We start from the raw sequence: 25620 nt of genomic DNA, 5'->3' as shown, positions 1-25620 counted from the left end.
ACCCCACGGGTCTATGTACGTTATGGCGTGGCGATGCACGCCGTTTTGTGGGTTGAATTTGAAGCATCAGTACGTCGGGGACGTCAGCGACTATCGGAAATATGCATTGTTGCGGGCGTTGTCGTGGGGCGGCGCTAATCGCATTGGCGTGAACTGGATGCTGACGCCTTCAGACGGGAGCTCCGATGGCGGCAAGCTTGCCTATCTTAAGCAACCAGATCGGTATCGGCACTTCGACCCGGAATTGTTCGACATCTTGGCGCACGCCGCAGATGAGCCGGATCGCCGACGGCTTCAAACCATTGAGGACAGCAGCGCCATTGCAGGCGCAACCTACTTCAGCGAGTTGTTGCCCGACCAAGCGGCGGCCCGCTCTGCTTTTATTGAGCGCTGTGCGTCGGCGTTCCGGAGCGCCGACCTCGTCTTTTTCGATCCGGATAACGGTTTGGAGACATCGCTCCTAAAGGGCCGCAAGAATTCGTCCAAATACCTCTACCTGGACGAGGTAGGTGTGTTCTACGCGTCGAGAACGGCAGTGCTGGTCTACCAACATTTCCCTCGGATCGAGCGTCGAGCCTTCCTGGCATCGTGTATCGAGAGGCTGCGCCGTGTCGCCTCGGACGCCTTGGTCTGGACCTTCACGACCGCCCATGTGGTCTTCTTTCTTGTGCTCCATCCTGAGAGCCCGGCGCGGCTCGCTATCGCCGCGACTGAGGCCTGTGGGCGGTGGGACGATGGCTTCATCGCGGGCCGATATGTGGGCGCGCCGCGCATTGGAGCTACGATAATTGACAGCGAAATTCGAGTGTGATTTTTCGAATAATACCATTCTTTCAATAGGTTAAGTTGTCATGCACCCGAAGACGCCATTCGCTTCCACTACAGCATTCTTGTCAGCGCTGGCCCTCGCCGCCTGCACACCAGTTGAGACTAAAACCTCGCTGCTTACCCCCGCGACCAACCAAATACGGTCCGCTGGACCCGGCGACATCGTGATGAACTTCCAGTCGAGACGCTCGCTGCCTAACATCGTCGGCAAGGCCGACCTGTTTGGCCGCACAACTGATGCCGGCCACACGACGGTCAGGTATCTTGGCACGCGTGGAGCACAGGCTGTGTTCGAACGCTCGGACGTAACTGTCGAGAGCAACGCAACCACGATGAGCGAGACGCCACTCATTCTTCCCAACACCACCAACACCGATGTGAACGGTACGATCGGTGGAAATCCTGTCTCGGCGACCGCGACATCAACCTCCTTCCAATACATTCCGCCGCGTGGTTCATCCCAATATGCAACTGCGGCGCAGCCGATCCAGATCGAACTAGGCAAAGGCCAAAGCGTAAGGGTCGAGGGCAGAACGTTGAGAGTTATCCGCGTATCGCCGACCTCTGTCGACTATCGGATCGAATGACAGCCGCGTGATGGGGTACCGCGTATCCGCTTGATATTGTTTCCAGGGCCAAACGGGTCCCTTGCCCATTGCGTTACCGCTGCATTGAAGGGGGGAGGGTCGAGGCGCGCGGCCGACGAGGAAACCTACATACGAAAATGCGGCGATCGAGGAACGACCGCCGCATCGGGTGGGCGCAGCTGCGTGGTGGTGGAGGCTTATTCCGGCTCGATGGCAATGTGATCGACCGACTCGCACTCGCCGAACTCTTCCAGTGCCCATTCGATCTCGGTCGCGTCCAGTTCCATGACTTCCGCAGCAGCTTCGAGCGGCATCCATTCCTCATTGCCGGTTCGCTTGTCCCTGATCAGGATGTGCATCGATCTCCCCCTACTGTCCAACAGGACAGTAAAACACAGCGAGAACTCAGGCGCAATTATATGAGCGATATCAGTATGTTAGAGACTACCGCTATGTTACAAGCCTGGACCGCAGCCGTGCACCACCAGCGGCGGTGCGGCCCGGCTGGCCGGCTGCCGTACCCACAGCGCCGAGCGTACGGTCCCCGTGGCGCGGCGTGGCAGGTGCCGGCATAGGCTACCCGCTGTAGGCCCGGTCCAGTGCCGCGATGGCGGCGCTACCGTCACGAACGGCGTGGGTGTAGTGGCCGAGCGTGACTGTCGGATTCGCGTGGCCAGCGATCTGCGCCACAAGGCCAATCTCGATGCCCTGGGCCTGGAGCATCGAGATGAAAGAGTGGCGGGCAGAGTGCGGCGTGACATAGGGCAGGCCAAGCGCGGCGAACACCGGTGCCCAATAGCGCTTCCGAAAATTCTGGTAGAGCAGCGGACCGCCGCCGCCGATGCGGGGCTTCGGCCATTCCTGTAGGCGGCCGGGGCCGGGGAAGACTCGATGCAGTTCCTTACCCGCCCTTGGACAGCGAACCCGCCATGCCAGCAGCATCTCGCGGAGCGCGGCGCTCATTGGGATCTCGCGGGTGCCGGCCTCGGTCTTGGTCATCTCCGTCAACGAGCCGTCCCGCTCCTGGATGCGCCGGATGCGGATCACGTTGCGGTCGAAGTCCACCTCGCTCCATAGTAGGCCCAGCTGCTCGGACGGGCGGGTGCCGGCGAGGAAAGCGAAGGCGTAGTAGATGCCTTGCTCCAGATCGTTCTTGGCCGCCGCAATGAGCTTGGCGATATGCTCGGTGGACAGGATCGACTTCTTGACCTTGTGGCGCGCCCTCGCGAGCCCGGTCGGCATTGAGGGTGCGCGGATGGAGAAGTCTTCTTCGGCTAGTGCCAGGATCGACTTCAGATGCGACTTGGCCCGATTTGCGGTGTAGCTGCCGCACTGCTCCGTGACGGTCTTGTGCCAGACGCGGATCATGGCGGTTGTCAGATCCGACAGCTTGATATGTCCGAGCAATTTGATGAAGCGGGCATTCTTGGGAGGAGTACCGGTTTCGGTGAAGTCGGCACGTTCCTGGCTGGTCCCGATCAGCAACGGCCCCCGGATTGCGCCATACACCACCACCTTGTAACCCATCAGCGTCGATGACTTGACGTTGCCCTCCTTGGTCTGGAGCCAATGCTCGATGGCCTGTGCAACAGTTGGAGCCTTACGCTCATCCATGTAGCTGCCTTCCGCGACCTTCAGCAGCAGCGAGTTCCGGAATGCCTCGGCGTCCTTCTTGCGGTTGAAGGCGCGGCGGCGGCGCTTCTTGGTCAGGGGCTCGCGATACTCACAGTAATATTGTGGATAGAGTGCGACCTTGCCGTCACGCAGCTTGCGGCGACGCGTTGCAGTCGTGATGGAGACGTTGAAGTCAGTCATAGCGTTGCTCGTCAAAAAGGAAAAAAGCGGGAACGAAAACACGCGTCGGTAACCAGCACAAGTAATCGCCGGAGCGGCCAGCGAACCCGTGAAACGGCCAGAGCTGTAACCAGCCGCGTAACCTCGGCATGTTGGGAAAGGTCGAAGCCGCGAAACGACGCGGCCCCGGATATCTCGGATTCCTCGGCCACCGAGGTTGAAATCGCAGTGGCGGGAACCTTGGCGACAGCAACGGCAAGTGGCGCTAGTGTAGCTAGTGTGGCTGGGCAGCCGCCCCGTGCGGGCCACCGCTGGCCCGACCCACGCGCCGCCCCAGCCCCCACTACACCCCCCTAGGGGTGCAGGGCAGCGCCACCGGCACCACCAGCGCCACTCGCATCGCCGCGCCTCACCAGAGCCGCTTCTTAATCTTATCGGGCTCGGGCGTGTGCTCGGTCGGCTCGATCCAGATGCGCAGCGGACGGGCGCTATTGGTCCGATTTAGTAATTCAACCTTGAGGCCGATTTCCGCCATGCCGTGCGCGAGACGCTGCAACGCGTTCGACAGGTGTGAGGCCGTCTGCGGCAGCTGCGGATCGAGTCTGCCATGTTCGTTCCGCAACTTGTCATGGAGGTCGCCCATCGTGCCCTCGTAGGTTCGCCCAGGTCCGAGGGTATCGAGCAGTCGGAACAGTGCCAGCACGAGAGGATGATTGATCGTGTTCTCGATCGTGACCTCCTTAACGCTGGCCTCAAGGGCGCGAAGGAACGTGCCTTCCGGCAATCCTGTGGCGGGCTCGGCCGCGATAAGCCATTGGGCGGCGTCCGCCATCCGGACCGTCGTTGGCGGCTCCACCTCGTCGAAACGGCGCAGCGCCACGCTTACGATGTCGAATAGGCTGCCGAGCACGCCGGGCAAGATTGCTTCGAAGCGGGCATTAATCGCCTTCTCCGTAAGCCGGGTTCCGGCGGGCATGGGCGGCAACTTGATCGCAATCGCTCGGTCCAGCAGGTCATGCTGGCTGGCAAACTCCCCGATACCATTGATGATTGCCGGGCGAGCGTTCTTAAACATGCGCTGCTCATCGTCGGTATAGTATTTGCGAGTGCTGAACCCGCCGCCCGTCAGCATGGCACAGATGGCGTCCGACAAGTCCCACCGTACGGCCGAGGTATTGTCATAGACCAGCATCCAAGCCATGGCAGCCTGGATCGCCAAGGTATGCTCGTCCTTGGGTAGTCGGAACTTTTCCAGCGCGTTGGGGTCAATGATCCGCTTGACCAACTCGCTGATCTTGCTCTTGCCGCTGCCATGTCCACCGCTGAGCAGCAGCACCATGTAAGGGTGGGCGGGCTTCAGTGATATGAGCAAGAAGGCGAGGACGAGTACCCAATTCTTGTCATCAAGCTGGAGCAGGTCACGCAATTCCAGGAGGTTGCCGCTACGTTCGGGCCTCACCTGCATACCGAAGCCGTTCGGCCGATGGAATCGCGGTAGGCCGTCGAGCACAATCGACCAGCCGGTCGGCGTGATCTTCACCTGCGCGCCATCAGCCTGGCCGAGGTCGAAGTAGATGTTGCCGTCACGACCCCCGAGTCGCAGATACACGTTGTCCTCGGGCGCGGTATAGACCGCCTTCGCCTCTAGTAAATCGAGAGCTTCCGTCAGCGCATCGCGACCAAGGGTTTTTCCTGTAGCAAGATAATATCGAAGCCGGACCCACCCTTTCATGGCTTCTGATCGCACGGGATGACAAATGGTCCCGCCATCCGGCGTTGTGATTGCGACGTATGCGAGACCCTGAGGGGTGTGAAATATCGCCATCTCAGACGTGCTGATGATCATCGTTGCCAATTGAGCGGCGGACGGACCGTCGCTTCTACCCCTTCCTTTCGATGGCGCGTCGTATCCTTTCTTCACGCTGTCGGAGACCATTTTCGGGATCTCGTCGAGGGTGTTGCCGGCATAATTGGACGGCAGATAGCCGGCCGCGATCTCCTTGATCCACTGTACGTCCTGGGTGAAAGGGACGACCTCACCCACGAAATGCAACGCCGGCAAATGTGTATCGCCGCCGGCCATGAGGCCGGCGCCTTGAGGAGTGTTCAGGACAGCTTCAACCAAGCCAATCGGTATTTGAGGTGCTGTGTCTTCCATTCCTATGCCTCGATAGTGGGGAGTTCGCGGTAATCGACCTCAAGCAGCGGCCGGCCGACCCAGCGGTACGGCTTGTTCGTGTCGGGGTGGATCGAATGGGGCAGTACAAGGAACCGGTTGTCACATAAGATCTCGCCGATCTTGGCTCCGCCCTCGCCCTTCACCTTCAGGGCGCGATACTTTCCGTCGCCCCTCAAGCGGACTAGGTAGGCGATACCCTTTGCGCCGATGCGTCCGCAGACTGGGTTCCGCAGGAGTGCCTGCGTAACCCGCACATAGTCGTCGCGGTCGATATCCACCGCCGCCAGCTTCGTCCCATCCGAGAAGGGCGAGCCCAAGACTAAGCCGATGCCACAATGGCCAAACTGTTCCAACCAGTCATCCAGCTCCCCGAGCTTCCACTCGGGATCCGGAAGATTCCACTTCTTGATTGGGCAGGCTTTTGAGCCGAGGCGGACAGGCCGGGGCCAGAAGCCGGCCGTGCGATAGAGTGGCGCAAAGTCACCGAAAATATGTTTCGGATCGACCATCACGCACCTCCCGACCGGACGATCACGATGATTGTTTGGCCGTTCGGACCAGCGTCCACGGTGAACGTCACAATGGACGCGTTCGCTGCGACAGGAATGGAATGATCCCCGGCCCGCAACGGCGCATGATAGTATTCTGGCGGCGCCAGCCACTCGATCGGATCGTCGTAGTTCGGTCCGGAATAGGGCTTGCGCATCATTCGACCCCTCCCTGACGGGATGCGTCGATAAAGGCGACAACCTCGGAGAGTTTCAGCAAAGGACGCGAGTTAAACGGCCGATACGAGGGAATCTCGCGGCGCTTCACAGCACGTTGAATTTGCCAATAGGGCAGGCCGAGGAGCTCGGCCGCCTTATGAAGAGTAAGGAGATGTTCTGAAGAAGTGCCTGGCGCGTGGTACGGCCCGGGCTTTTGGAAAAGCGCATCCATCGATTCTCTCACATCTAAGGAAGCGAGGTGAACCAATGAAACCAGCATCGATTCACGCTCTCGCTCCCGACTTCATTCGGGTTTGAAAGCGTGATCAGCCGTAAAGAATAGCTTTAGGGTCTTGATTGCAGTTCCTAGGAAACTGCTCGGTTTGCTGAGCTAAACATCTCAGGCTTCGCAGCCCTGATGCAGTGCGTCATTGAAACTACCTAGAATGTTTCGACGCAACGTCTCCCCGTATCACGCATTTTAGGATCGCCGATTTTTGTGAGGAACGCAAGCCCTAGTGTTTTGGGGATCTTCACGCGCACAATGTAGTCAGCGGTCCCGAGTGGCGGCGGCGCGGTGACCGGGCCAGTGCCCGGGAGGGGTCGCGCACACACGTAGCTGCGCCGCTGCTGAAAGGTGCGGTATGTGCGTAGCGCTGGCGCGGCATGGTACGGGGTACCTAAGTTCAAATTTAGAGTCAGGCCCGCGAAATGCGCACCAGTGCGGCGACGTTCGGATCGTAGACAAAGCCAGTTATGGTGCCATCTTTGATCTTCTCAACCGCTTCGTCGATCACGAAGAGCGGCACAAGGAACCATTCGCGCGGGATCACCGGGTGGCCGAAGCGATCTTTGATTTCGATGTCAAGCCGCGCCGCGTTGAAGATGCGATGGATGAGGTTTTCAAGTCGGGTGCGGTTGATGTTGTAGAGCTCGTAGGTTGCAATGATCTCCACGTCGGACAGCAGGAAAGTCGGGTCGAGTTTGGCGTTCACAATGCGTTTGACGACATCGCCGCCCGTTACGCCGATCTTGTGCAGAACGTCGCGATTGGCCGCCACCACCGGATGGTCGGACTTGCTGCGCAGCACGTAAACTGTGCCGCTGGCAAGGTCGCCCTCGGCGCTCTCGCCAGCGAACAGCGGACCGGCGGCGGGGTCGGTGATCCGCCGCCCCGCATCGTCCCGGTGAAGCGCGCGCTGGAGTGAGCGCAACAGCACATCGCTTTCGGTCCCGTTGTCGTAGATAACGCGCAACCGGCTGTCGCGCCGGTCATACTCGGTCGTGAACTCTTCGCCCACTTCCGCGACATAGGCGATCTGGCCGCCGACGATGAAGAACTCGCCCTTCTTGATCTCGGCCATCGTCTGGAACGGCCGCGTCTGGCGTATGCCGGCGTCGAGGTCTTTCTTCACCTGAACGAAGAGCGGCTTGAAAATCTCAAAGTCCTCGCACTTCGTGCGATTTGCGATTTCCTCGGCCGCGCGCTTGTCGGCGCTAGTGCGGACATGCCGAAGTTCCGTTATGTCGGACGCGCCTGCCGCGCCTTCCAGTTCGGCAAGCAACTCGTCATCGTCCATCGCATCGACGGGCGCGGCGGAGACAACATCCGCGCCGGTTAGAAGCCCCTGATAGTCAAGTGGCGTAAGAAGCGAACGGCATTCTTCAAGCGCCCGCAACCGGTCGAGGCGCACGGCATAGAGTCGCTCGAAAATGTCGCGGTCTTCCCCATGCTGTGGAGCGTGGCCGTGCTGCTCGACAAATCGCTGTATCTCGTCGAAGCCGGCGATGATGCGCTCCTCTTGCGCGGAGCGCCCGCCTTTCTTCTCCGGTTGCGCGAAGTCGTCGAGTTCGGAACGCAGTTCGTCGAGGTCGAGGTCACTCATAGCGCCCCTCGTCCTTGAAGCGGACAAAGGCGGCCGCGCCTTCGGCCATTCGCTTTTCCCAGGCATCCGTCGAGCCGATCGACGGGAGGCGGCCCCGTTCCTTCTTGAACCTGACGGCGCGCACGGCGAGTTCCTTTGCCTCCTCCAGCGTCAGGCTCGTGCGTTTGGCGGCGATCGCGGCGGCAACCTGTTTCAGGCTCTCCTCGCTCATGGTCTTGGCGAGGATCGAATAAGCCTCGCCGAACGGATTGATCCGGTCGATGAGGTCGATGTCGAGTTCACGCACGTCCATTGCGAATTTGCGCACGCCGTCGATCAACGCCGTATTGCCGCTCTGCTCGCCGTCGCCAACTATCCCGCCGCCAAGCGCAATCTGCTTGGCCTGTTGCGTCAGCGTAAGGGCGGCAATGGCGTGCTGGCGCACCGCCTCCTGATCTTCTTCGTCGAGTTCGGGATACTTGTCCTTGATGATCTTTCCGAGGCGGACCTGGGTCAGTTCCTCGGGAACCAGTTCCTCGTCAAAGATGCCGCGTTCGATGGTCGTCTTGTCCTGAACGAAGGCGGCGATCACCTCGTTCAAGTCCTCGGTGCAGATGCGCGCGGCTTCCTTGCTCCTGGGTTCTGCAAGGCCCTTGATCTCGATCTGGAACTGGCCCGTTTGCTCATTGAAGCCGACATTGGTCTTTCTGGGGTCGTAACCGCCCTCGCCATAGTTGAAGCCTTCGACCGGCCCGCTGTTCGGATTCTTCGGGGTAAAGTTGAAGCGCGGGGCTAACACCTGCTCCATGAGAAGGCTGGCAGCGATGGCTTTTAGCGTGTCGTTCACGGCTTCGGTGACAGACTCTTCCGAGGCATCCGGCTCGGCGATCAGATTGGTAAAGCGGGCGCGGGTCTTGCCCGGCGCATCGCGGGTGGCGCGGCCAATGATCTGCACGATCTCGGTAAGGCTGGACCGATAGCCGACCGTCAGCGCGTGTTCGCACCAAATCCAATCGAAGCCTTCCTTCGCCATCCCAAGCGCGATGATGATGTCCACATGGTCCCGGTTGTTCTTCTGGGCCGGGTCTTTCAGCGCAGCCGAAACGCGGTCGCGCCTGGACGCGTCGTCATCGACCAGATCAGCAATCCTGAGAATGCGGCCGTCCGCCACCTTGACCAGTTGGAATCCGGTGGCCGGGTCTATCCCCTGCCATTCACCCAGCTCCTCGATTATGTGCTCAACTTCCCTGATTTTGTCCTTTGTGCTTTCGCGCGAGTTGACGCTCGGGATATGGACGATGGTTTTCTCGGCAGGGTCCAGCACCTTCAGGATGTCATCGGAATATGGCCCGGAATAGAAGAAGTATCCGATGTCGAGCTGCTTAAGATATTCGTAGCCGTTGAGCTGCTCATAGTAGGTGTAGGTGACAGTGTCGAACTTCGCCTCATCCTGCGGCGCCAGCACCGGCACGGCATCGCCCCGAAAATAGGAACCGGTCATGGCTACGATATGCGCGCTCTCGCGGGCAATGATCTGACCGAGATGCTGGCCAAGCCTGCTGTTGGGATCGGCCGAAACGTGGTGGAACTCGTCCACAGCGATCAGCCGGTCGTCGAATTTCTCGATGCCGAACCTCTCTACGGCGAAGCGGAAGGTCGCATGGGTGCAGACCAGCACCTTGTCGTTGCTTTCAAGGAAAGCGCCGACGGAATTGACCTTGCCGCCGTCCTCGCCAGGCGCGTTGCAGAGATTCCATTTCGGCTGGACGGTCCAGTCCGCCCAGAAGCCATACTTGGTTAGAGGCTCGTCGTTGAAGCTCGCGCCGATGGATTTTTCAGGCACCACGATAATCGCCTGCTTGAGTCCCTGATTGTAGAGCTTGTCGAGCGCGACGAACATGAGCGCCCGGCTCTTGCCCGAGGCGGGCGGCGACTTGATGAGAAGATACTGCTCACCTCGGCGCTCGTAAGCGCGCTCCTGCATCGGTCGCATGCCGAGGGCATTGGCCTTGGTCGAGTTCCCGTTGCTGGCGTAGGAAACCGAAACGGAGGGAACGGATTTCAGTTTGTCGGTCACGCGCTTGCCCCCGCTCTTCTCTTCTTCGTCGCCATGCCCGGTGACGCGATCATTTTTGTGTAAAGCTCGAATAGCTTTTCCAACCGCTCGGTATCGTTACGGAAGCGCCGGCCGATGTATATGCGTTCGAGCACCTCGTCGTTGCGCTCATGCGCGTCGCGCAGGTCGGCGGGCATATTGTCGGGATCATAGAGATCGGCAATCGTCGCCGGGAAATGGGCCTCGCGCGCGAGCAGGATGTCCTCTGCGCAGCGGGTCAGATCGGCCTTATTCTTCTCGGTGAGCATAGGGACCGGAAAGGTGTTCCAGCCGAGGGTATTGGAATAGCGAGTTCTGTTCTCTAATTTACCACATACGTTTGCGATCCAAACGCGGTGAAGCGTAGACGAGACTACGGACACGTTCCACAGATCGGCTTCGTAAATGACACGTATTAAGTCGGATAATACTGTCGTTTCATCAAATATATTGCAAGTTATATATTCTCGCTTCTCGGAGAATACCTTCGGCACGGCGATAGCTAGCCCATCTTTATGCGACCGAAAAGCAAAAAGATGTGGGCTATCAATAACTGCACGCGATTGCATGCCTCGGCTTTCCAGCCTGACCCCCCGGACTAGAGCCAACCTTTCCCTTATGGATGGGCTGGCTTTCGCTTCGGCCAGACCGTCGGAATCTATCCAAAGACAGAACCTAAGCTTGCCGTTGATCAACTCCTCCGAACCCACGAATCGCCTCAGGAACCTATCAGCTACCAACGGCTCGGCCCGCTCCAATAAGGTCTTCTCTTGAAGCGATAGAATCAGATGACCCCCGTCAGAGGCAGAGTTTCCTGTGGCCATGTTCGGAACGCTGCTGATAGGCCTTGATTGCTTTTCAACTATCACCGGCTCGCCGGCCACGAGATACGGGCTAATAGAACTGACTGCTCGCTTCGTGTCTTGATCGTAAATCAGTCCTCCTTGATCCAGACCAAGGCCTATTATGACGCAGCTGACCCCCGCATTTTTCGCGGCATTATTACTCCATCGAAAGGACGTATGCGCGAAATTTATTCGAACGCCTTGGGAGAATACCCACGGCCAGAGCATCGCAACTTGTTCGCCCTGGCAAAGCGAATTAGTTGAGACTAGACTCGCTTTTGAACTTGTTGACTTAATAAAATTTGCTGACTTGATAAGCCAACACGCCACGTAGTCCAAATCTTTGTATGATTTAAGCTCTGCCCCCAGGACCCGGTCTTTATCAAGCTTCTGTTCGGCAGTCTGATTTACACTACCTTGATAAGGCGGATTGCTGCATATGTATGTTTCACCATTCTCATTCTCGAAATCGATCTGCGCCTGGTCGAGCGGTGTATGAAAAAGGTCATCCGTCTGAAACTTCACACCCGTCCCTGTCGGCGGGCAAACACTCAGCCAATCAAGCCGCAGGGCGTTGCCGCAGGTGATCCAGTTCTGCGCGTCGAGCGGCAGAAACTCGGCCAAGGCCTCCTTCTGCCCGCGATAGAGCACATCACACTGAAATTCCGCGATGATGAGTGCAAGGCGCGCGACCTCGGCCGGGAAGTCGCGCAACTCGATGCCCCGGAAGTTGGTCAGCGGAATCTCGGTGCGCCGGTCCGGCTCGCCGCGCCGCCTGTTGATCTCGGCCTCTATTTCCCGCATCGCCTTGTAGGCAATGACAAGGAAATTGCCCGAGCCGCAAGCCGGATCGAAGACCCTGATCTTCGCCATGCGCTTGCGCAGGTTGAGCAGCATGCGGGCATTGTCGCCCGCTTCCTCAAGCTGCGCTCGCAGGTCATCGAGGAACAGCGGGTTGAGCACTTTCAGAATGTTCGGGACGCTAGTGTAGTGCATGCCAAGCGCGCCACGTTCTTCATCCTCAGCGACGGCCTGGATCATCGACCCGAAGATGTCCGGGTTGATCTTCGTCCAGTCCAAATTGCCGATGTGGATCAGGTAGGAACGGGCTATCTTGCTGAAGCGTGGTACATCCACGCTGCCTGAGAAAAGCTCACCGTTCACATATGGAAAGGCGTCGGCCCATCGCGGCAGATTAGCCGACTTCCGCTCGGCGATCTTGGTGTTCATCGCACGGAAAAGCGTGCCGATGACCTCGTGCGTGTTCGAAGAATCGCGAGCGCTCATCTGCTCGACGGTGGCCGTGAACAGGCCGGTGCCGTTGAAGATGTCGGTATCCTCGGCGAAGAAGCAGAAGATCAGCCGCGCCATGAAATGGTTCATTTCCGGGCGGCGTTCGGTGGCATCCCAATCGGGGTTTTCTTCCAGTAGTGTGCGGTAGAGCCGGTTCAAACGGCCAGTGGCCCGTATATCGAAGGAGCTTTCGCGGATTTGCTTGACGGTCGTGATACCGGCGAGCGGCAGGAAGAAGCCGAAATGGTTCGGGAAGTCGTCGTAGGCACAGGCAACGGTTTCGCCGCTCGCTAGGTCTTCGGCCTCAAAGGTGTCTCCGTCTGTCGCCAGTACGAATTTCGCCTTGGCCCTAGCCGTCGCCGGGCTGGCTTTTAGCATGCCAAGCGTCGCCGTGACTCCGCCAGGAGCGGCCACGGCGATATGGATGTTGCTGGTCTGAAGCACGCCGCCCAGATCGGATTTGTTCGACGCGCCCGCCCGCAGCTTCTTGATCGTCGTCTCTTTGTTCCCGAACGCCTCCAGAAAGGCGAACGGGAACTCGCTGCCGTCGAACGGCTGCGCGGCAAGTGCCGATATGGCTTCCTCAATTTCGACGGCGTTCATTTGATTAGGCCATTGTTGATTACTTTGTCCAACATGAACCCTCACTGGGTCAGTTGGCGCACCTAGGACAATTGCCTACCTGCGCGAACAAATCGTTATTTGTTGGAGGTGGCGTTTGGCGGTGACGAATTCGCTCTGGTTGCCGAATCCAATTGCCGCTTGAGGTCTGCAACCCGATCTTTGATATCTTGAACTTCCTGAGCAAGTTGGTAGCGCGAACCTCTTAGTTCTGTCTGTGCATCTGCCGTAAATTGTTGAGCACCGGCAAAAAGCTGCCAACAGGTAATCACCAGTCCCGCCACGCCAATCGCACCCGCGATAGTGGCGAAACTCAAAAGGTTTCGCGTACGTTCAGCCTGCGTCCGGATTTCGGCTACGGTAAGTTCGATCGCATGCTGCGGCGGTCCACCTCCTGTGGCCAAATCCAAATAGTCATCCAGAGTCTTTCGTCTGTTCTTGGAAGACGGGAAAGGCGGCTGATCATTCAACGGAGCCGGAACCCAGGCAATTTCGGCCGGCGTTTCGGCGGGATTACTCCAAGTCAGTTTGGTAAATTCGAAATAGACGAGGCCCTCACCGGCGCGAATATCATATGGCTGTGCCGTGAAATTGTGGATTGGAATCGATAGCCTGCCGCTGAACCCAGGGTCCACGAGAGGACCCGTCCCCACGAGCAGGCCGCGATAGACGTCGCGGATCAGCAGATTGAACCTCGCCGCGATGTACGACGGCATCCGAAACGTCGGCTCTAGAGTAAGAAAACAGACCGAATTTGGTGCAAGCCGAACAGAATCTCGCACACAGGATTCGGTGTCGCGCTTCTTCGGGTCAGCCGACAGATAGAACCGCTCTACGTGGCCTTTTTCGTTCCTGTACCTCACTTGTCCTTCAGCTGCGACCAAGTAGGTCGCTGGCTTTTCTAGGTCCGACGGATGGAAGGGTTCGATCATACCCGTCACCGTCGCATAGGTTGCCAAGTGGCCAGCATTCAGTAGTGCTGGTTCGATTTTGCCGGCGTATGGATCGAACTCGTCGAAAAGGGCGTGACGAGCTTCGGCCGACAATTGTGACGCGTCGACAGCGTCCGCAAGCCTCGCAACTTTGTTCCGAAAATCCTCCAGAGAAACCTTCATCCTGCATGCCTGAGGTTTAGGTTTGAACGGGCTTCTAATGACGCAGGCCCGAAACCGAGGAGGTCAACCCGCCGCCCGACCTCATGCTCAACCTGGATTAGGAATTCTTGGCTTCGCATGGTTGGGCCGTCCTTAGCGCTCGTTGGATCGACATAGTCCATGTGGTTCATTACGACCCGATGCGGCCTGTTGCTGTTGATCGCTCGCTTCACAATACCTGGATCAAATCGTCCGACTCGGCGCACGCGATGAGTTGCCGAGGTCAACTCCACGAAATCGGGAGGCAAATGGGCCTCCCTCGCTAACTCTGGCCAAGAGATTTCGTTAGGCAGCGGACCCGAGTTCCCGCCAACGCGGATTGGAAAGGTTCTAAGCACCAAAACTACGTCATCGACGTCATGGGGGGCCAAACCAGCTTCGGAAACAAATCCAGCCGCCGTAGTATCGCGGCTAGTCGCGTAAGGGAACTCGTGAGAATGCCAGATGGAAAGGGCAAATCCTTGCGTGCCCTCTATGACGACGCGTGCATTCCGATCTAGCAGGCCCCTCAAATAGGCGGCCGAGTCCTTTTCAATGAAGTTCTGCAGTTCTTTTACATCACGTGCCAGGCGGTGTGCAGGAGTGCGGGACAGGCGCTCCATCAAGGCTGCGCCGGTGCCTGATGCGGTGGAGCCAATCGAACTCATGAGCGCCAGATCGGCTTCCCTATTGATATGCTCACTAGTGATGATGGAAGCATTGCCATCAATTCGTAATCGGTCTGGCCTCACCTTCAGCCTGGCAATTTCGCTTTGCAGTATGTGGAGGTCGATCAGGCTACCCGCAGGCAGGACCATTTGCACATCTGAGCTTACCGCGCCCGCAGGTAGTTGACGTAACGTGATGAGTTCACCTTGGTCGTTGACCGCACTGTGGCCCGAGTTTGGGCCACCTACGCGCACCACTGCAGCGGCGCCACTTGTCCTGGTAACGTAAGCGGAAACCTTGCCCTTGCCTTCCGAGCCGTACTGCCCGCCGACTACTACTGTAACTGGCATAGGATTCTCCACTTGCTCTCGCCGGGTTCTAGCTGAATCGCCAGCCACCGGAAAGGCCGGCCGGATTTTAGAAGCCACAGGAGGTTACTAGGGATCGGCTCGTTGCTATACACTTGCAGCATGGCGACAAAAGGTAACAGCATCCGAACCTCAATCGGGCCCACCATCCTGCTGGGTTCAGGCAATTTTTTCGACTACGACGACCCGGAAAACAGCCGCGTCACCCTCTCAGATTTCGCGTACAGTCTGGCATTCACCACAAGATTTTCAGGTCAATGCGTAAGTAGGCGGACCGGCAAGCGAGTTTTCTACTCAGTTGCTCAACACTGCGAGATAATGAGCCGGCTCGTTCCGGAGTCGCAGGCTTATGCTGCGCTAATGCATGAAAGTGGCGAGACCGTCTGTGGTGACTTGAACACGCCGCTCAAGTCCAAACTATCCGACTACCGTCAGATCGAAAAGCGCTGCTCCAACGCCATAATGACGGCGTTCGGGGTGGTGGACGTCGACCACGCACTTATCAAAGCCTACGATGTACGACTATGGGCAACCGAGCGCCGTGATCTCATGAATTGGGACGGCCGGCGCTGGGCCGAAGACGATGACGCACAACCATTTGACTTAGAAATCGTCCCCCTGGGCCCCTACGACGCAGCGGAATCTTTTTTGGCGCGATTCAACCAGATCGCACCTCGTAGCATACGCGACCGTGAGAGCACACAAACCAGCTTGACACGGCTCTAGCAATGCTTCGAGGTCACCTCACGGTTACGGTTTCTAGCGTGCACGAAATTTCGTCAGGGTCCATCGGATTTGTTCCGAGTTGAAAACGGCAATGGCCAGAGATCGCGTTCTGACGCGCATTGGGTGGGCATAGAGCGTACTGCAGTGAACCCCTTAGACGGCATAATCTGTCCCTTGCCAAGGTTGGGGTCGAGCGTTCGAATCGCTTCACCCGCTCCAGTTTCCTCTAGGGAATCAAGCATCGAAATCGGCCGCCTTCGGGCGGCCGTTTTGCTTTGAGGCGATGGCGCTGCCTTGTCGCCCAGCCGCGTGGTGCGGTTGTTCAGCGTTTGATCCGAATGCCGATTCCCATGACTCTGTCGGAATTGGAGTGGAACAAAAATTCGTGGAAATCGGCGCGTCCCAATTCCTCGATCTTTAGCTCCCTCCAGAATTTCGGGACCGCATCGTCTCCACAAAATCGATCGTTGATATCGTGAAACATGCAGAGGCGCGCCTGCCGACCGACATTCTGGTAGTCGCGGGCAACCCATTCGTAGGAGTGGTGTCCATCGATAAGAACGAGATCAAATACTTCATCGGCGAACGCGTCCGACGTCTTGCCGGCAAGAAACGCGACGGGTGCCTTGAAGGCGATGCGCGCGGAGGTCGGAAGGGTGGAAGCAATGTCAACGGTCGTCGCTTTCAGGCCGGGATTGAGCCTCGACAGACATGCCGCCATGAATGAAAAGGTAAATCCGTCGCAAGTTCCCACTTCAAGAAAGCTGTCGATCGGTTGGCTGGCCACGAGCACCATGGCCTCCGCCAGTTGCCTCGGAATCTGCCACAAACCGGGCGCGTGGAAATTCATGTCCTTGACATCCTCGCCATACAGCCCGCGCCGGTCGTAGCGCAGGCCGATCTGGCGGATTTTCGCCTCGAGAAACGTGCTGCGTGAAAGCTCCTCCCTTTTCGCATTTTCAATTTCTCGAACCACCCGTTCCAGCTTGCTGGTCGCCAAGCGCGAACTGAGTGCATAAATCGGCTTTTTGATAAGTTGCTTGAGTGAGGGCATTAGCAGATCGCGATCCTTGGGAGCCTTCCATGCATAGCATGCTCCATGACCTGGCAAAGACTTGGAGCCTTTCCTTCGCCGCTCGGGCCCTGTGAAATCACTGCGCGCCGGCAGGTTACCGCTTGCCGGTATTTGCCACTTGATCGTCGATCCCCGGAATGCTCCGTTGCCGCTTCGGACATCCGGAGAGATCCATGACGGGCTTTGTCGACCGCCAGCGCGCGACGCATTTGATGGAACGCGCCAACATCGATGCGCTGGTGCTGTGCGCGCCCGAGGCATTCCACTATGCGACCGGCGTGTCGATCGGCCCGGCGGGCCTGTTCCGGCGCGCGGGCGCCGGCTTCGTCGTCATCCCGGCCCGGCAAGACCTGCCGATCGGTGTCGTGGCGGCGGATTTCAACGCGACGCAGCTGCAGCGAGCCCTGCCGGACGCTGTCGTTCGTGGCCACCCGATCTGGATCGAATCTGCGACGCTCGACGCCTCGACATCCGGACAAGGGCTGGCGCAACGCATAGAGGCCGGTCTGGCCTCGTCCGGCCGCGCGCCGGACTTTTCCCGGCCGGCGACGTTCGAGCTCGCCAATTCCGTCCACCAGCTGAAGCAGATCCTTGCCGGGTTCGGGCTCGACCGCGCGACGATCGGCGTCGATCTCGATTTCATTGCCGCCGCGGATTTTCCGGTCATGCAGGCGATGTTGCCGGCCTGCCCGATGGTCGACGGCTCGCCGGTCCTCGACAGGTTGCGGGCGATCAAGTCGCAAGGCGAGATCGACCTGCTGCAGCAAGGCATCATCCTGTCGGAAGCCGGATTGGAGCGGCTGCAGGTGGATGCCATGGCCGGCATGCGCCAGGCCGATCTCATTGCCCTCTACCGCGAAGGCGTCGCCACCGCCGCGGCCGGGCTTTCGCATCCGGTGGTCACCGCTGAATATGTAACGCTCGGCGCCCCGGCCAAGGGCGCCGATGCCAAGGCAATGCCCGGAGATCCGCTGAAGTGCGACATGGTCTGCACCGTCGGCGGCTACGCTTCCGACATGTCGCGCAACTTCACCTTCGGGCCGCCATCCGCCGAGCAGGCGGAACTGCATGCGATCGCCGAACGGGCCTTCGAGGACGGATTGGCCACGCTCGTCCCCGGAACCTCGCTCGCCCATGTGCATCGCGTGGCGACCGAGAGCCTGGCACGGCAGGGCCTGCGTTCGTATCGCCGCGGTCATTTCGGCCACGGCGTCGGCCAATCGGTATTCTCCGAGCAATGGCCTTTCATCTCGGCCGACAGCGAGGTCGTGGCCGAGGCCGGAATGGTGCTGGCCTTCGAGATCCCGCTCTACATCGACGGTCTCGCCAGCTTCAATCTGGAGGACCAGTTCCTGATCACGCCGGATGGGCCCATTGCCATGAACCGCCTGCCGAGGCGGCTGGAAACGATCGGATAGCCTACGCACTCAGCGGTGGGACGAGACCTTGCAGGCGTGAGAGACAAGCGGCGAGGGCGATATGCATAGGCGACACACGGCAGTTGTGGCGTGCCCGAACGCATGGAACGACAGCGTGCAACCATGGTAAGAAGTCAGCTTCGCAACCCAGGGAAAGACTTGACTTCATGACCGAAGCTGACAGCCAGGACCGGCGGCTCTCGAGTGGCGATGCCGAGGAACGCGAGCCTGTCCGGCGCATTCCCGACATCATCTCGCTGGTCAAGGATTCCTACAGCGACTTGCGCCCGGCTGAGCGCCGCGTCGCCGATGTCGTGCTCGACGATGTCAAATACGCGGTCGACGCTTCCAATGCCGCACTTGCCCAGCGCGCCGGGGTCAGCGAGCCGACGGTGACCCGGTTCTGCCGCGCCATCGGCTGTGAGGGCGTGCGCGACTTCAAGCTGAAGCTGGCGCAGAGTCTGGTCGTCGGCGCGCTCTACCTCAGCAAGCCACCCGTCACCAGCGGCGACAACGGTATGCCGTTCTGGAATGCCGTGTTCGGCGAAGCGCGCCGGGCCCTGCAGGAGGCCGAACGCCAGCTCGACCCGGGACAGCTGCAGAAGGCGGCCGAGCTGATCGCCAAGGCACGCCAGGTCACCGTTTTCGGCCTCGGCGGCAGCTCCTCTGCGCTGGCGCAGGAAACCCAGTACCGGCTGTTTCGCTACGGCATCACCGTCAGCGCCCAGTGCGACCCCTATCTGATGCGGATGACCGCATCGACCCTGAAACCCGGCGACCTGGTGATCGCCATTTCGGCGACGGGGCGCACGCGCGAGGTGATCGAGGCGGTGGAACTCGCCAAGCACTACCGCGCCAATGCGATCGGCGTGACGACGCCCGACACCGAACTCGCGCGTGTCTGCGACGTCAGGCTGACGGTGGCGGTGCCCGAATATCCAGACACGCTGAAGCCGACGGCGTCGCGCTTCGCCTTCCTGGCCGCGATCGACCTTATGGCGGTGGCTTCCGCCTACAGGCTCGACGGCTCGGCGCGCGAGACAGTGCGCCGCATCAAGTACAACGCCCAGATCCACCGCACCGGCAAGGAGATGGAGCCGCTCGGGGATTAGCCTCTTCTCCCCGTTCACGGGAGAAGGTGCCGGCAGGCGGATGAGGGGCAGCGCCGGGTTTCGACAATTACCATCCCAATTCAGATTGGGCGCACGCAGCAAGAGGGAAGAAATGCTCGAAATAGCACCGACGAAACAAGCCGCCGCATGGTTCGACTCCCTGGCGCAGGCACTCGCGGCCGGCGACTTCGCCGCGGCGGGCAACCTGTTCGTCGATGACTGCTACTGGCGTGACCTTCTGGCCTTCACCTGGAACGTCAAGACGATGGAAGGCCGCGAGGCGATCGCCGACATGCTGCGGACGACGCTGCCGACGACGAAACCGACTGCATGGCGGCTGACCGGCGAGGCGACCTCGGACGAGGGCACCATCGAAGCCTGGTTCAGCTTCGAAACCGCGGTGGCTACAGGGCAGGGCGTCATGCGGCTGCGCGACGGACGCTGTCAGACGCTGTTCACGGCGATGACCGAGCTCAAGGGGTTCGAGGAGCGCAAGGGCCCGGCGCGGCCGCTCGGCGTGCGCCACAAGGCCGACCCCGAGCGCGAGACCTGGTCTGAAGCGCGGGCGCGCGAGACGCGCGAACTCGGCGCCGGCGAGCAACCCTATTGCCTCGTCATCGGCGGCGGCCAGGGCGGCATCATGCTCGGCGCCCGGCTCCGGCAACTCGGCGTGCCCACCATCATCATCGAGAAGAATGCGCGCCCGGGCGATTCCTGGCGCAACCGCTACCGCTCGCTCGTTCTGCACGACCCGGTCTGGTACGACCATCTACCCTACATTCCGTTTCCGGAAAACTGGCCGGTGTTCACGCCCAAGGACAAGATGGGCGACTGGCTGGAAATGTACACGCGCGTCATGGAGCTCAACTACTGGGTCGCCACCAAATGCCTCAGCGCTTCCTATGACGAGACCGAGAAGGTCTGGACCGTGGTCGTCGACCGCGTTGGTCGGCACATCACGCTGAAGCCGAAGCACATTGTCTTTGCCACCGGCGCCTATGGCCCGCCGCGGCGGATCGACTTGGCCGGCGCCGAAACGTTCAAGGGCGAGTTGCTGCATTCCAGCCAGTATTCCAGCGGCGAGAAATTTCGCGACAAACGCGTTGCCGTCATCGGCGCGGCAAGTTCGGGGCATGACGTCTGCGTCGACCTGTGGGAAAGCGGCGCGAAGGTGACGATGATCCAGCGCTCGCCGACCACGGTGGTCAAGTCCGACACGCTGATGGAAGTCGGCTTCGAGATTTTTTCGGAAAACGCGCTGGCGCGCGGCATCACCACCGAGAAGGCCGACATGATCGTCGCCTCGACCCCCTTCGCGCTGGTACCCAAGGGTCAGCGGGCGCTTTACGAGGTGATCAAGAAGCGCGACGCCGCTTTCTATGATCGCTTGCGCGCCGCCGGCTTCGCCATCGATTTCGGCGACGACGAGACCGGCCTCTTGATGAAGGCCTATCGCACAGGCTCGGGCTACTACATCGATGTCGGCGCTTCCGATCTGATCATCGACGGCGAGATCGGCGTCCGCAGCGGCGTCGCCATCAAGTCGCTGACGCCGACAGGCATCCTTTTCGAGGACGGCAGCGAACTGGCCGCCGACGCGATCATCGCCTGCACCGGCTATCAGTCTATGAACGAGACGGTGGCGCAAATCGTCTCGCGCGAGGTCGCCGACAAGGTCGGCCCGTGCTGGGGCCTCGGCTCGGGCGTGAAAGGCGACCCCGGACCATGGCAAGGCGAACTGCGCAACATGTGGAAGCCGACAGCGCAGGAAGCGTTGTGGTTCCACGGCGGCAATCTGGCGCTGTCGCGCTTCTATTCGAAATATGTGGCGCTGCAGATCAAAGCGCGGATGGAAGGCATCGCAACGCCGGTTTACGGGAAGCCGAGCAATTCCAGCACCGAGACATCTCGCGCCTCACCACGCCAGATTTGACGGCCTTGAAGTCCAAACCGAGTAGCGGGGACAACGCCGGAGGCAGACCAGACCCGGATTCCATGGGGTAGCGCGCGACGCGGTCGCTTTCCCGGCCAATCGGCTTCCGTCGAATACATGAGCCGTTTGTCGAAGTTTCCGAGCCCACCTTCTTTACCATTGTCAGTCAGTGGCATCATCTTGGGCCAGACCAGAGATCGAAGTTGCTTGAGAACTATTGGGGTGCAATGAGTATCTGTTGCTTGCGTGGCAACGGGGGGAATCGAACCAGATGGGACTACTTAGAGGGCTTCGCATAAAACTGGGGCTGAAAAAGAACCCTTTACCGCCACTGCCTGGCGTCGAGGTTGGTCGCCATACCTATGGCCTTGGGAAGAGCTCGTTTTGGGGTCCGCGCAAGAGATCGCCAATACGCATTGGTTCGTTCTGCTCGATTGGCCCGGACGTGCTTTTTGTCGGCGCGGCCGAGCACCGCGTCGATACGGCGACCACTTATCCGCTTCGAATCGTCGACGGAAAGATTCGCAATGGCGCTGAAACCTTCAGCAAGGGGCCAATCACGGTCGGCCATGACGTATGGTTTGGTGCCCGCTGCATTGTCCTTAGCGGTGTCACGATCGGCAACGGCGCGGTCATCGGGGCGGGCAGCATCGTCACCAGGGACATCCCGCCTTATGCCATCGCGGTCGGCAATCCCGCTCGTGTCATCCGATACAGATTCGCGCCCGAGGTCATCGAGCGCCTGCAGGCCTTGCAGTGGTGGAACTGGAGCGACGATCTGATCCGCGAGCGCGTCGGGGTTTTGACGACTGTGGACGCCGAGAGTTTCGTCAACGCGCTGGATGCGGCGTGCCCGCCCGATAGTCCTTCAACCGCTCACTGACCAACCGGCCTCGCGGCTCAATCGTGGCTGTGGCCAAAGTGCCTGGCCGCGATATCGACATGCGTGTGCCGGGCTGGCGCCTCGAAACGCTCGGTCTCGCTGACGTCGTTCACCGCCTCGTTCGGCCACCAGGTGCCGCCGATGACGATGCCTTCCGAGACCAGCCTCTGGTCGGCGACCAGCGATGCGCCGACCGCGTCGACAAAGGTGAAGCGGCCCGGGCGCTGCCGAAGCACGGCGACGTCGCCAACCGTGCCGACCGCCAGCGTGCCCAAATCAGGCCGGGCGATCGCCTGCGCCGGACGCTGCGTCGCCGCACGCAGGACCTCGACCAGCGGCATGCCGAGCGCCAGCAGTTTCGACATGCAGACCAGGATGTCAAAGGCCGGCCCGTCGACGCAGTAGAGATGCACGTCGCTGCTGATCACGTCGGGCGCCAGCCCTTCCTCGAGCATCGCCCGGGCGACCGCGAAATCGAACGAACCCATGCCATGGCCGAGGTCGAAGATGACGCCGCGTTCGCGCGCCAGCCGCATGTCGGGCCTGACCGCGCCGGAGGCAAACACCGGCGCGTTGGGAAAGGGGCGAAAGCAGTGGGTGAGAATGTCGCCCTTGCGCAGGCGCGGCAACACTTCCGAGCGGCCCGGCGGCGGCTCGTCGATATGCGCCATCAACGGCAAGCCGGCCTTGTCCGCCGCCTCCAGCGCGAGATCGACGGGGGCGATGCCGCTGGTGCCGCCGGCATGGCGCCCGGAGCGAACTTTCACGCCGACGACCACGTCGGCGTGCTCGCGCACCGCGGCGACGACCTCGCGCGGATCGCAGAGCCTCAGATCGCTGCACTCGCCGACCGACACCGTCTGCGAGAAGCCGAAGATGCCGGCAAAGGAAATGTTGACATAGGCGAGGATGCGCACCTTCGAGCGCTCGATGACATGGCGGCGAAAGCCGAGGAAATTGCCCGCGCCCGCACTGCCCGCATCGATGAAGGTGGTGGTGCCGCTCTTGGCGGCAAGGCGGTCGGCGTCGACGCCAAGCGAGGTGCCGCCCCAGTAGACGTGGCTGTGCAGGTCGACCAGGCCAGGCGTGACGATGCAGTCTCTCGCATCGATGACCTGCGTGGCGTGTTCGGCATCGATCGCGGCTTCGATCGCCGCAACACGGCCATTGGCGATGCCAACATCGCGCTGCCCGTCAAGACCCGTGGCCGGGTCGATGACGCGGCCGCCCTTTATCAGCAGATCAAATCGCATCGGCACCTGCCTCCGTCGTCTCTTGCCGTCAGACCGGCCGATAGGCGACGGCCTCGACTTCGATCTTGATGTCGATCATCAACCGCGATTCGACGGTGGTGCGGGCCGGCGGGTTTTTGGGAAAATGCCTGGCATAGACGGCGTTGAAGGCGCCAAAATCGCGCGCGTCTTCCAGCCATACCGTCGTCTTGACCACATCGTCCATGGTGCAGCCGGCGAGCGCCAACGCCGCCTTGACGTTCGACAGCACCTGCTCGGTCTGTTCGGATATACCGCCTTTGACCACGATGCCGTCGCTGCCGACCGGAACCTGACCGGAGATATAGACCAAATCGCCGGCCCGCACGGCCGGCGACAACGGCACATGGGACGTTCCAAAACATTGCTTCGGCAAGGGACAGCCTCCTCTGATGACGCGACGGGACACCATGGCGGCTCCCGCTTCGATCAACATTTACCCCGATCGGGCCGATCCTCATAGAGGCCTTGTTGGAAAGCAACATTCTTCGAAATCCATGTTGCTTTATTACAGAGGCGCTTGCATCGTGCCCATTGACAGGCAGGCTTCAAGCCGCGACGGACAGACGCGTTTCCAGACCCGGAGAAAACAGCAATGACCTACGACAAGAACCCGTTTCCGGCCGGCGATGCCGATCGCCACGCGCTTTGGGAAATGCTGGTGCGGCGCGACATCGATGCTTTCATCAGCCAGGACTGGTCGATGGTCGAGGATGATTTCGTGGCCTCGAGCTTCTTTGGCATGCACGCGCATTTCCTCAGCAATGCCGACGCCTGGCGGCTGCAGTTTCCCCGGCTGGAAGTCTATCGCGACGAGTGGCTGCGCCAGGCCAAGGAGACCGCGGCGACGAAATTCGCCGAGCCGCTGCGCGAGGCGCTGTTTCGCGTCACCAACATGCGCGACATCGATGTCGATGGCGACCGCGCCGTGCTGCACAAGAAATTCGACGGCTCCGTCGCCAAGGCGGGCGGTGGCGTCGACAGGCTGAAATGGCAGACGCTGTATTTCTGCACCAAGGTCGGGGGCAGCTGGAAGATCGCGGGCTTCGTCGGCTACATGCCGCACCCGCTCGGCAGCTAGAGGTCCGGGAAAGGCGGCGGCGCGACCCTCATTAGCCGGCTATGATATTGCCCGGGTCCTCGTCCTTCCGCACCCAATTGCACAAGAATCTGCAAGAATTCACTGTCGGGCGCCGTGGCGATGTCTATGCTGGGAAGCGTGCCTTCCCACAGGACAGGAGCCATGACCAATTTTGCACCGTTGGTTTCGACCATAAGCGCGGCCTTTCTCGGCTCGTTCGTCGAGATGGTCGAAGCCTTCACGATCGTGCTCGCGGTCGGCCTGACCCGGGGCTTGCGGCCGGCATTGACCGGCGCTGTACTGGCACTGGCGGTCCTGACCGCGCTCGTGCTGGCTTTCGGGCCATTGCTGGCGCTTGTTCCCATCACCATCCTGCAATTCGCGGTCGGCGTGCTGCTCATCCTGTTCGGCATGCGGTGGCTACGCAAGGCCATCCTGCGCAGCGTCGGAATTGTCCCGTTGCATGACGAGGAGGCGGCCTTCTCGAAGGAGACCGCGGCGCTTCGCCGGCAGGCCGGCGATCGCCGGGCGGACTACCTGGCCGGGTTGGCGGCATTCAAGGCGGTGCTGCTGGAGGGTGTCGAGGTGGTGTTCATCGTCATCGCGGTTGGCGGGACGCATGGACAGACACTCAATGCCAGCCTCGGAGCGCTGGCAGCGTTTGTCCTGGTGATGGTCATCGGCCTCGCCGTGCATCGCCCATTGGCGCGCGTTCCCGAAAATGCCTTGAAGTTCGTTGTCGGCCTGATGCTGACCAGCTTTGGCATTTTCTGGACCGGTGAAGGTATCGGCGCCGACTGGCCCGGCGCCGATCTCGCCTTGCTGGCGATCTTCGCGGTCGTTGCGCTCGCATCCCTTGCCATCGTCCGCTGGTTGCGCGACGCCCATCCCGCTCCGGCCGGAGAACGTCCTCGATGAACATCGTGCGTATTGTCCTGAAAGAGCTCGCCGGCATGTTCATCGACGATGGCAGCCTGGCGCTGCTGGCGCTGATCCTGATTGCCGGGGTCACCGCGGCGGTGAAGCTGCTGGCGCTGCCGCCGCTTCCCGGCGGCATCCTGCTGCTGATTGGCTGTCTGGCTATTCTCGTGCGGAGCGTGCGGCGGGCCGCTTCGCGGCCCCCATGATCAGCCGATG

At 60.4% G+C, this 25620-nt stretch carries 25 protein-coding genes; 11 read left to right on the top strand and 14 right to left on the bottom strand.

Annotated features, from left to right (window positions below; all coding sequences use genetic code 11):
• The first annotated feature begins 58 nt into the window (after positions 1-58).
• Together BLS48_RS05225 and BLS48_RS05220 are read left to right on the top strand one after the other, a co-directional pair.
• Positions 59-811 carry a hypothetical protein gene (locus BLS48_RS05225; RefSeq protein WP_143019392.1) on the top strand — a complete coding sequence of 251 codons (753 nt, stop codon included), beginning with the start codon at positions 59-61 and terminating at the stop codon, positions 809-811.
• A gap of 40 nt (positions 812-851) precedes the next feature.
• Positions 852-1415 (top strand): hypothetical protein, encoded by a 564-nt coding sequence (locus BLS48_RS05220; RefSeq protein ID WP_143019391.1) that lies wholly within the window; start codon positions 852-854, stop codon positions 1413-1415.
• Positions 1416-1612: 197 nt separating this feature from the next.
• Here BLS48_RS05220 and BLS48_RS35570 read toward each other — a convergent pair whose 3' ends face one another.
• The 7 genes from BLS48_RS35570 to BLS48_RS05195 form a co-directional block, all read right to left on the bottom strand.
• Positions 1613-1774: a hypothetical protein gene (locus BLS48_RS35570; protein WP_167364952.1), complete on the bottom strand. Its 162-nt coding sequence runs from the start codon at positions 1772-1774 to the stop codon at positions 1613-1615.
• Positions 1775-1991: 217 nt separating this feature from the next.
• Positions 1992-3272 (bottom strand): tyrosine-type recombinase/integrase, encoded by a 1281-nt coding sequence (locus BLS48_RS05215; RefSeq protein ID WP_091575932.1) that lies wholly within the window; start codon positions 3270-3272, stop codon positions 1992-1994.
• Between the two features lie 346 nt (positions 3273-3618).
• A complete protein-coding gene (locus BLS48_RS05210; protein WP_091575931.1) occupies positions 3619-5367 on the bottom strand; it encodes a hypothetical protein in 1749 nt (582 codons plus the stop codon).
• 2 nt (positions 5368-5369) lie between these two features.
• A complete protein-coding gene (locus BLS48_RS05205) occupies positions 5370-5897 on the bottom strand; it encodes a bifunctional DNA primase/polymerase (protein WP_091575930.1) in 528 nt (175 codons plus the stop codon).
• Positions 5897-6097: a hypothetical protein gene (locus BLS48_RS05200; RefSeq protein ID WP_091575929.1), complete on the bottom strand. Its 201-nt coding sequence runs from the start codon at positions 6095-6097 to the stop codon at positions 5897-5899. Before BLS48_RS05200 ends, BLS48_RS05205 begins: the two co-directional genes overlap by 1 nt.
• Positions 6094-6327 (bottom strand): MerR family transcriptional regulator, encoded by a 234-nt coding sequence (locus tag BLS48_RS34840; RefSeq protein WP_143019390.1) that lies wholly within the window; start codon positions 6325-6327, stop codon positions 6094-6096. Before BLS48_RS34840 ends, BLS48_RS05200 begins: the two co-directional genes overlap by 4 nt.
• Before the next feature lie 466 nt (positions 6328-6793).
• Positions 6794-7789 carry a GIY-YIG nuclease family protein gene (locus BLS48_RS05195; protein WP_244529515.1) on the bottom strand — a complete coding sequence of 332 codons (996 nt, stop codon included), beginning with the start codon at positions 7787-7789 and terminating at the stop codon, positions 6794-6796.
• A 54-nt stretch (positions 7790-7843) separates the two neighbouring features.
• Here BLS48_RS05195 and BLS48_RS36120 point away from each other — a divergent pair, with 54 nt between their 5' ends.
• Positions 7844-7999: a hypothetical protein gene (locus BLS48_RS36120; protein WP_244529514.1), complete on the top strand. Its 156-nt coding sequence runs from the start codon at positions 7844-7846 to the stop codon at positions 7997-7999.
• Here the strand turns inward: BLS48_RS36120 and BLS48_RS05190 are convergent.
• The 4 genes from BLS48_RS05190 to BLS48_RS05175 form a co-directional block, all read right to left on the bottom strand.
• Complete coding sequence (locus BLS48_RS05190) at positions 7974-10037, bottom strand: DEAD/DEAH box helicase (RefSeq protein WP_091575927.1); 2064 nt, start codon at positions 10035-10037, stop codon at positions 7974-7976. The genes BLS48_RS36120 and BLS48_RS05190 overlap by 26 nt on opposite strands.
• A complete protein-coding gene (locus BLS48_RS05185) occupies positions 10034-12796 on the bottom strand; it encodes a class I SAM-dependent DNA methyltransferase (RefSeq protein ID WP_091575926.1) in 2763 nt (920 codons plus the stop codon). Before BLS48_RS05185 ends, BLS48_RS05190 begins: the two co-directional genes overlap by 4 nt.
• Before the next feature lie 95 nt (positions 12797-12891).
• Positions 12892-13929 carry a dCTP deaminase/dUTPase family protein gene (locus BLS48_RS05180; protein ID WP_091575925.1) on the bottom strand — a complete coding sequence of 346 codons (1038 nt, stop codon included), beginning with the start codon at positions 13927-13929 and terminating at the stop codon, positions 12892-12894.
• Positions 13926-14966, bottom strand: coding sequence for an adenylosuccinate synthetase (locus BLS48_RS05175; RefSeq protein ID WP_091575924.1), 1041 nt, complete (start codon positions 14964-14966; stop codon positions 13926-13928). The genes BLS48_RS05180 and BLS48_RS05175 overlap by 4 nt, the downstream gene beginning before the upstream one ends.
• A 120-nt stretch (positions 14967-15086) precedes the next feature.
• On the opposite strand from BLS48_RS05175, the gene BLS48_RS05170 reads away from it, so the two are divergent.
• Positions 15087-15710 (top strand): hypothetical protein, encoded by a 624-nt coding sequence (locus BLS48_RS05170; protein ID WP_091575923.1) that lies wholly within the window; start codon positions 15087-15089, stop codon positions 15708-15710.
• A 322-nt stretch (positions 15711-16032) separates the two neighbouring features.
• Here BLS48_RS05170 and BLS48_RS05165 read toward each other — a convergent pair whose 3' ends face one another.
• Positions 16033-16764, bottom strand: a complete 732-nt coding sequence (locus BLS48_RS05165; RefSeq protein WP_091575922.1) for a class I SAM-dependent methyltransferase — start codon at positions 16762-16764, stop codon at positions 16033-16035.
• A 194-nt stretch (positions 16765-16958) separates the two neighbouring features.
• Here BLS48_RS05165 and BLS48_RS05160 point away from each other — a divergent pair, with 194 nt between their 5' ends.
• From BLS48_RS05160 to BLS48_RS05145, 4 genes are all read left to right on the top strand, one after another.
• A complete protein-coding gene (locus BLS48_RS05160; protein WP_091575921.1) occupies positions 16959-18203 on the top strand; it encodes a M24 family metallopeptidase in 1245 nt (414 codons plus the stop codon).
• Between the two features lie 167 nt (positions 18204-18370).
• On the top strand, positions 18371-19315 hold the full coding sequence (locus tag BLS48_RS05155; RefSeq protein ID WP_091575920.1) for a MurR/RpiR family transcriptional regulator: 945 nt from the start codon (positions 18371-18373) through the stop codon (positions 19313-19315).
• A 112-nt stretch (positions 19316-19427) separates the two neighbouring features.
• Positions 19428-21248 (top strand): flavin-containing monooxygenase, encoded by a 1821-nt coding sequence (locus BLS48_RS05150; protein WP_091575919.1) that lies wholly within the window; start codon positions 19428-19430, stop codon positions 21246-21248.
• Between the two features lie 445 nt (positions 21249-21693).
• Positions 21694-22131, top strand: a complete 438-nt coding sequence (locus BLS48_RS05145) for a CatB-related O-acetyltransferase (RefSeq protein ID WP_167364951.1) — start codon at positions 21694-21696, stop codon at positions 22129-22131.
• A 17-nt stretch (positions 22132-22148) separates the two neighbouring features.
• On the opposite strand, the gene BLS48_RS05140 is transcribed toward BLS48_RS05145, so the two are convergent.
• Both BLS48_RS05140 and BLS48_RS05135 read right to left on the bottom strand, forming a co-directional pair.
• Complete coding sequence (locus BLS48_RS05140) at positions 22149-23384, bottom strand: amidohydrolase/deacetylase family metallohydrolase (RefSeq protein WP_091576219.1); 1236 nt, start codon at positions 23382-23384, stop codon at positions 22149-22151.
• A 28-nt stretch (positions 23385-23412) separates the two neighbouring features.
• A complete protein-coding gene (locus BLS48_RS05135; protein WP_208604584.1) occupies positions 23413-23814 on the bottom strand; it encodes a RidA family protein in 402 nt (133 codons plus the stop codon).
• 183 nt (positions 23815-23997) lie between these two features.
• Here BLS48_RS05135 and BLS48_RS05130 point away from each other — a divergent pair, with 183 nt between their 5' ends.
• The 3 genes from BLS48_RS05130 to BLS48_RS05120 all read left to right on the top strand — a co-directional run bounded on the left by BLS48_RS05130 (position 23998) and on the right by BLS48_RS05120 (position 25610).
• Positions 23998-24483 carry a hypothetical protein gene (locus BLS48_RS05130; protein ID WP_091575916.1) on the top strand — a complete coding sequence of 162 codons (486 nt, stop codon included), beginning with the start codon at positions 23998-24000 and terminating at the stop codon, positions 24481-24483.
• A gap of 162 nt (positions 24484-24645) precedes the next feature.
• Entirely contained in the window at positions 24646-25401 is a 756-nt protein-coding gene (locus BLS48_RS05125; protein ID WP_091575915.1) for a COG4280 domain-containing protein, read from the top strand.
• On the top strand, positions 25398-25610 hold the full coding sequence (locus BLS48_RS05120) for a hypothetical protein (protein ID WP_091575914.1): 213 nt from the start codon (positions 25398-25400) through the stop codon (positions 25608-25610). Before BLS48_RS05125 ends, BLS48_RS05120 begins: the two co-directional genes overlap by 4 nt.
• Positions 25611-25620: the final 10 nt, after the last annotated feature.

Origin of the sequence: Mesorhizobium qingshengii (genome assembly GCF_900103325.1) — a bacterium.
GTDB classification, from domain to species: Bacteria; Pseudomonadota; Alphaproteobacteria; order Rhizobiales; family Rhizobiaceae; genus Mesorhizobium; species Mesorhizobium qingshengii.
Note: the sequence above shows the minus strand (reverse complement) of the source record. Positions and strands in the feature narration are given on the sequence as shown.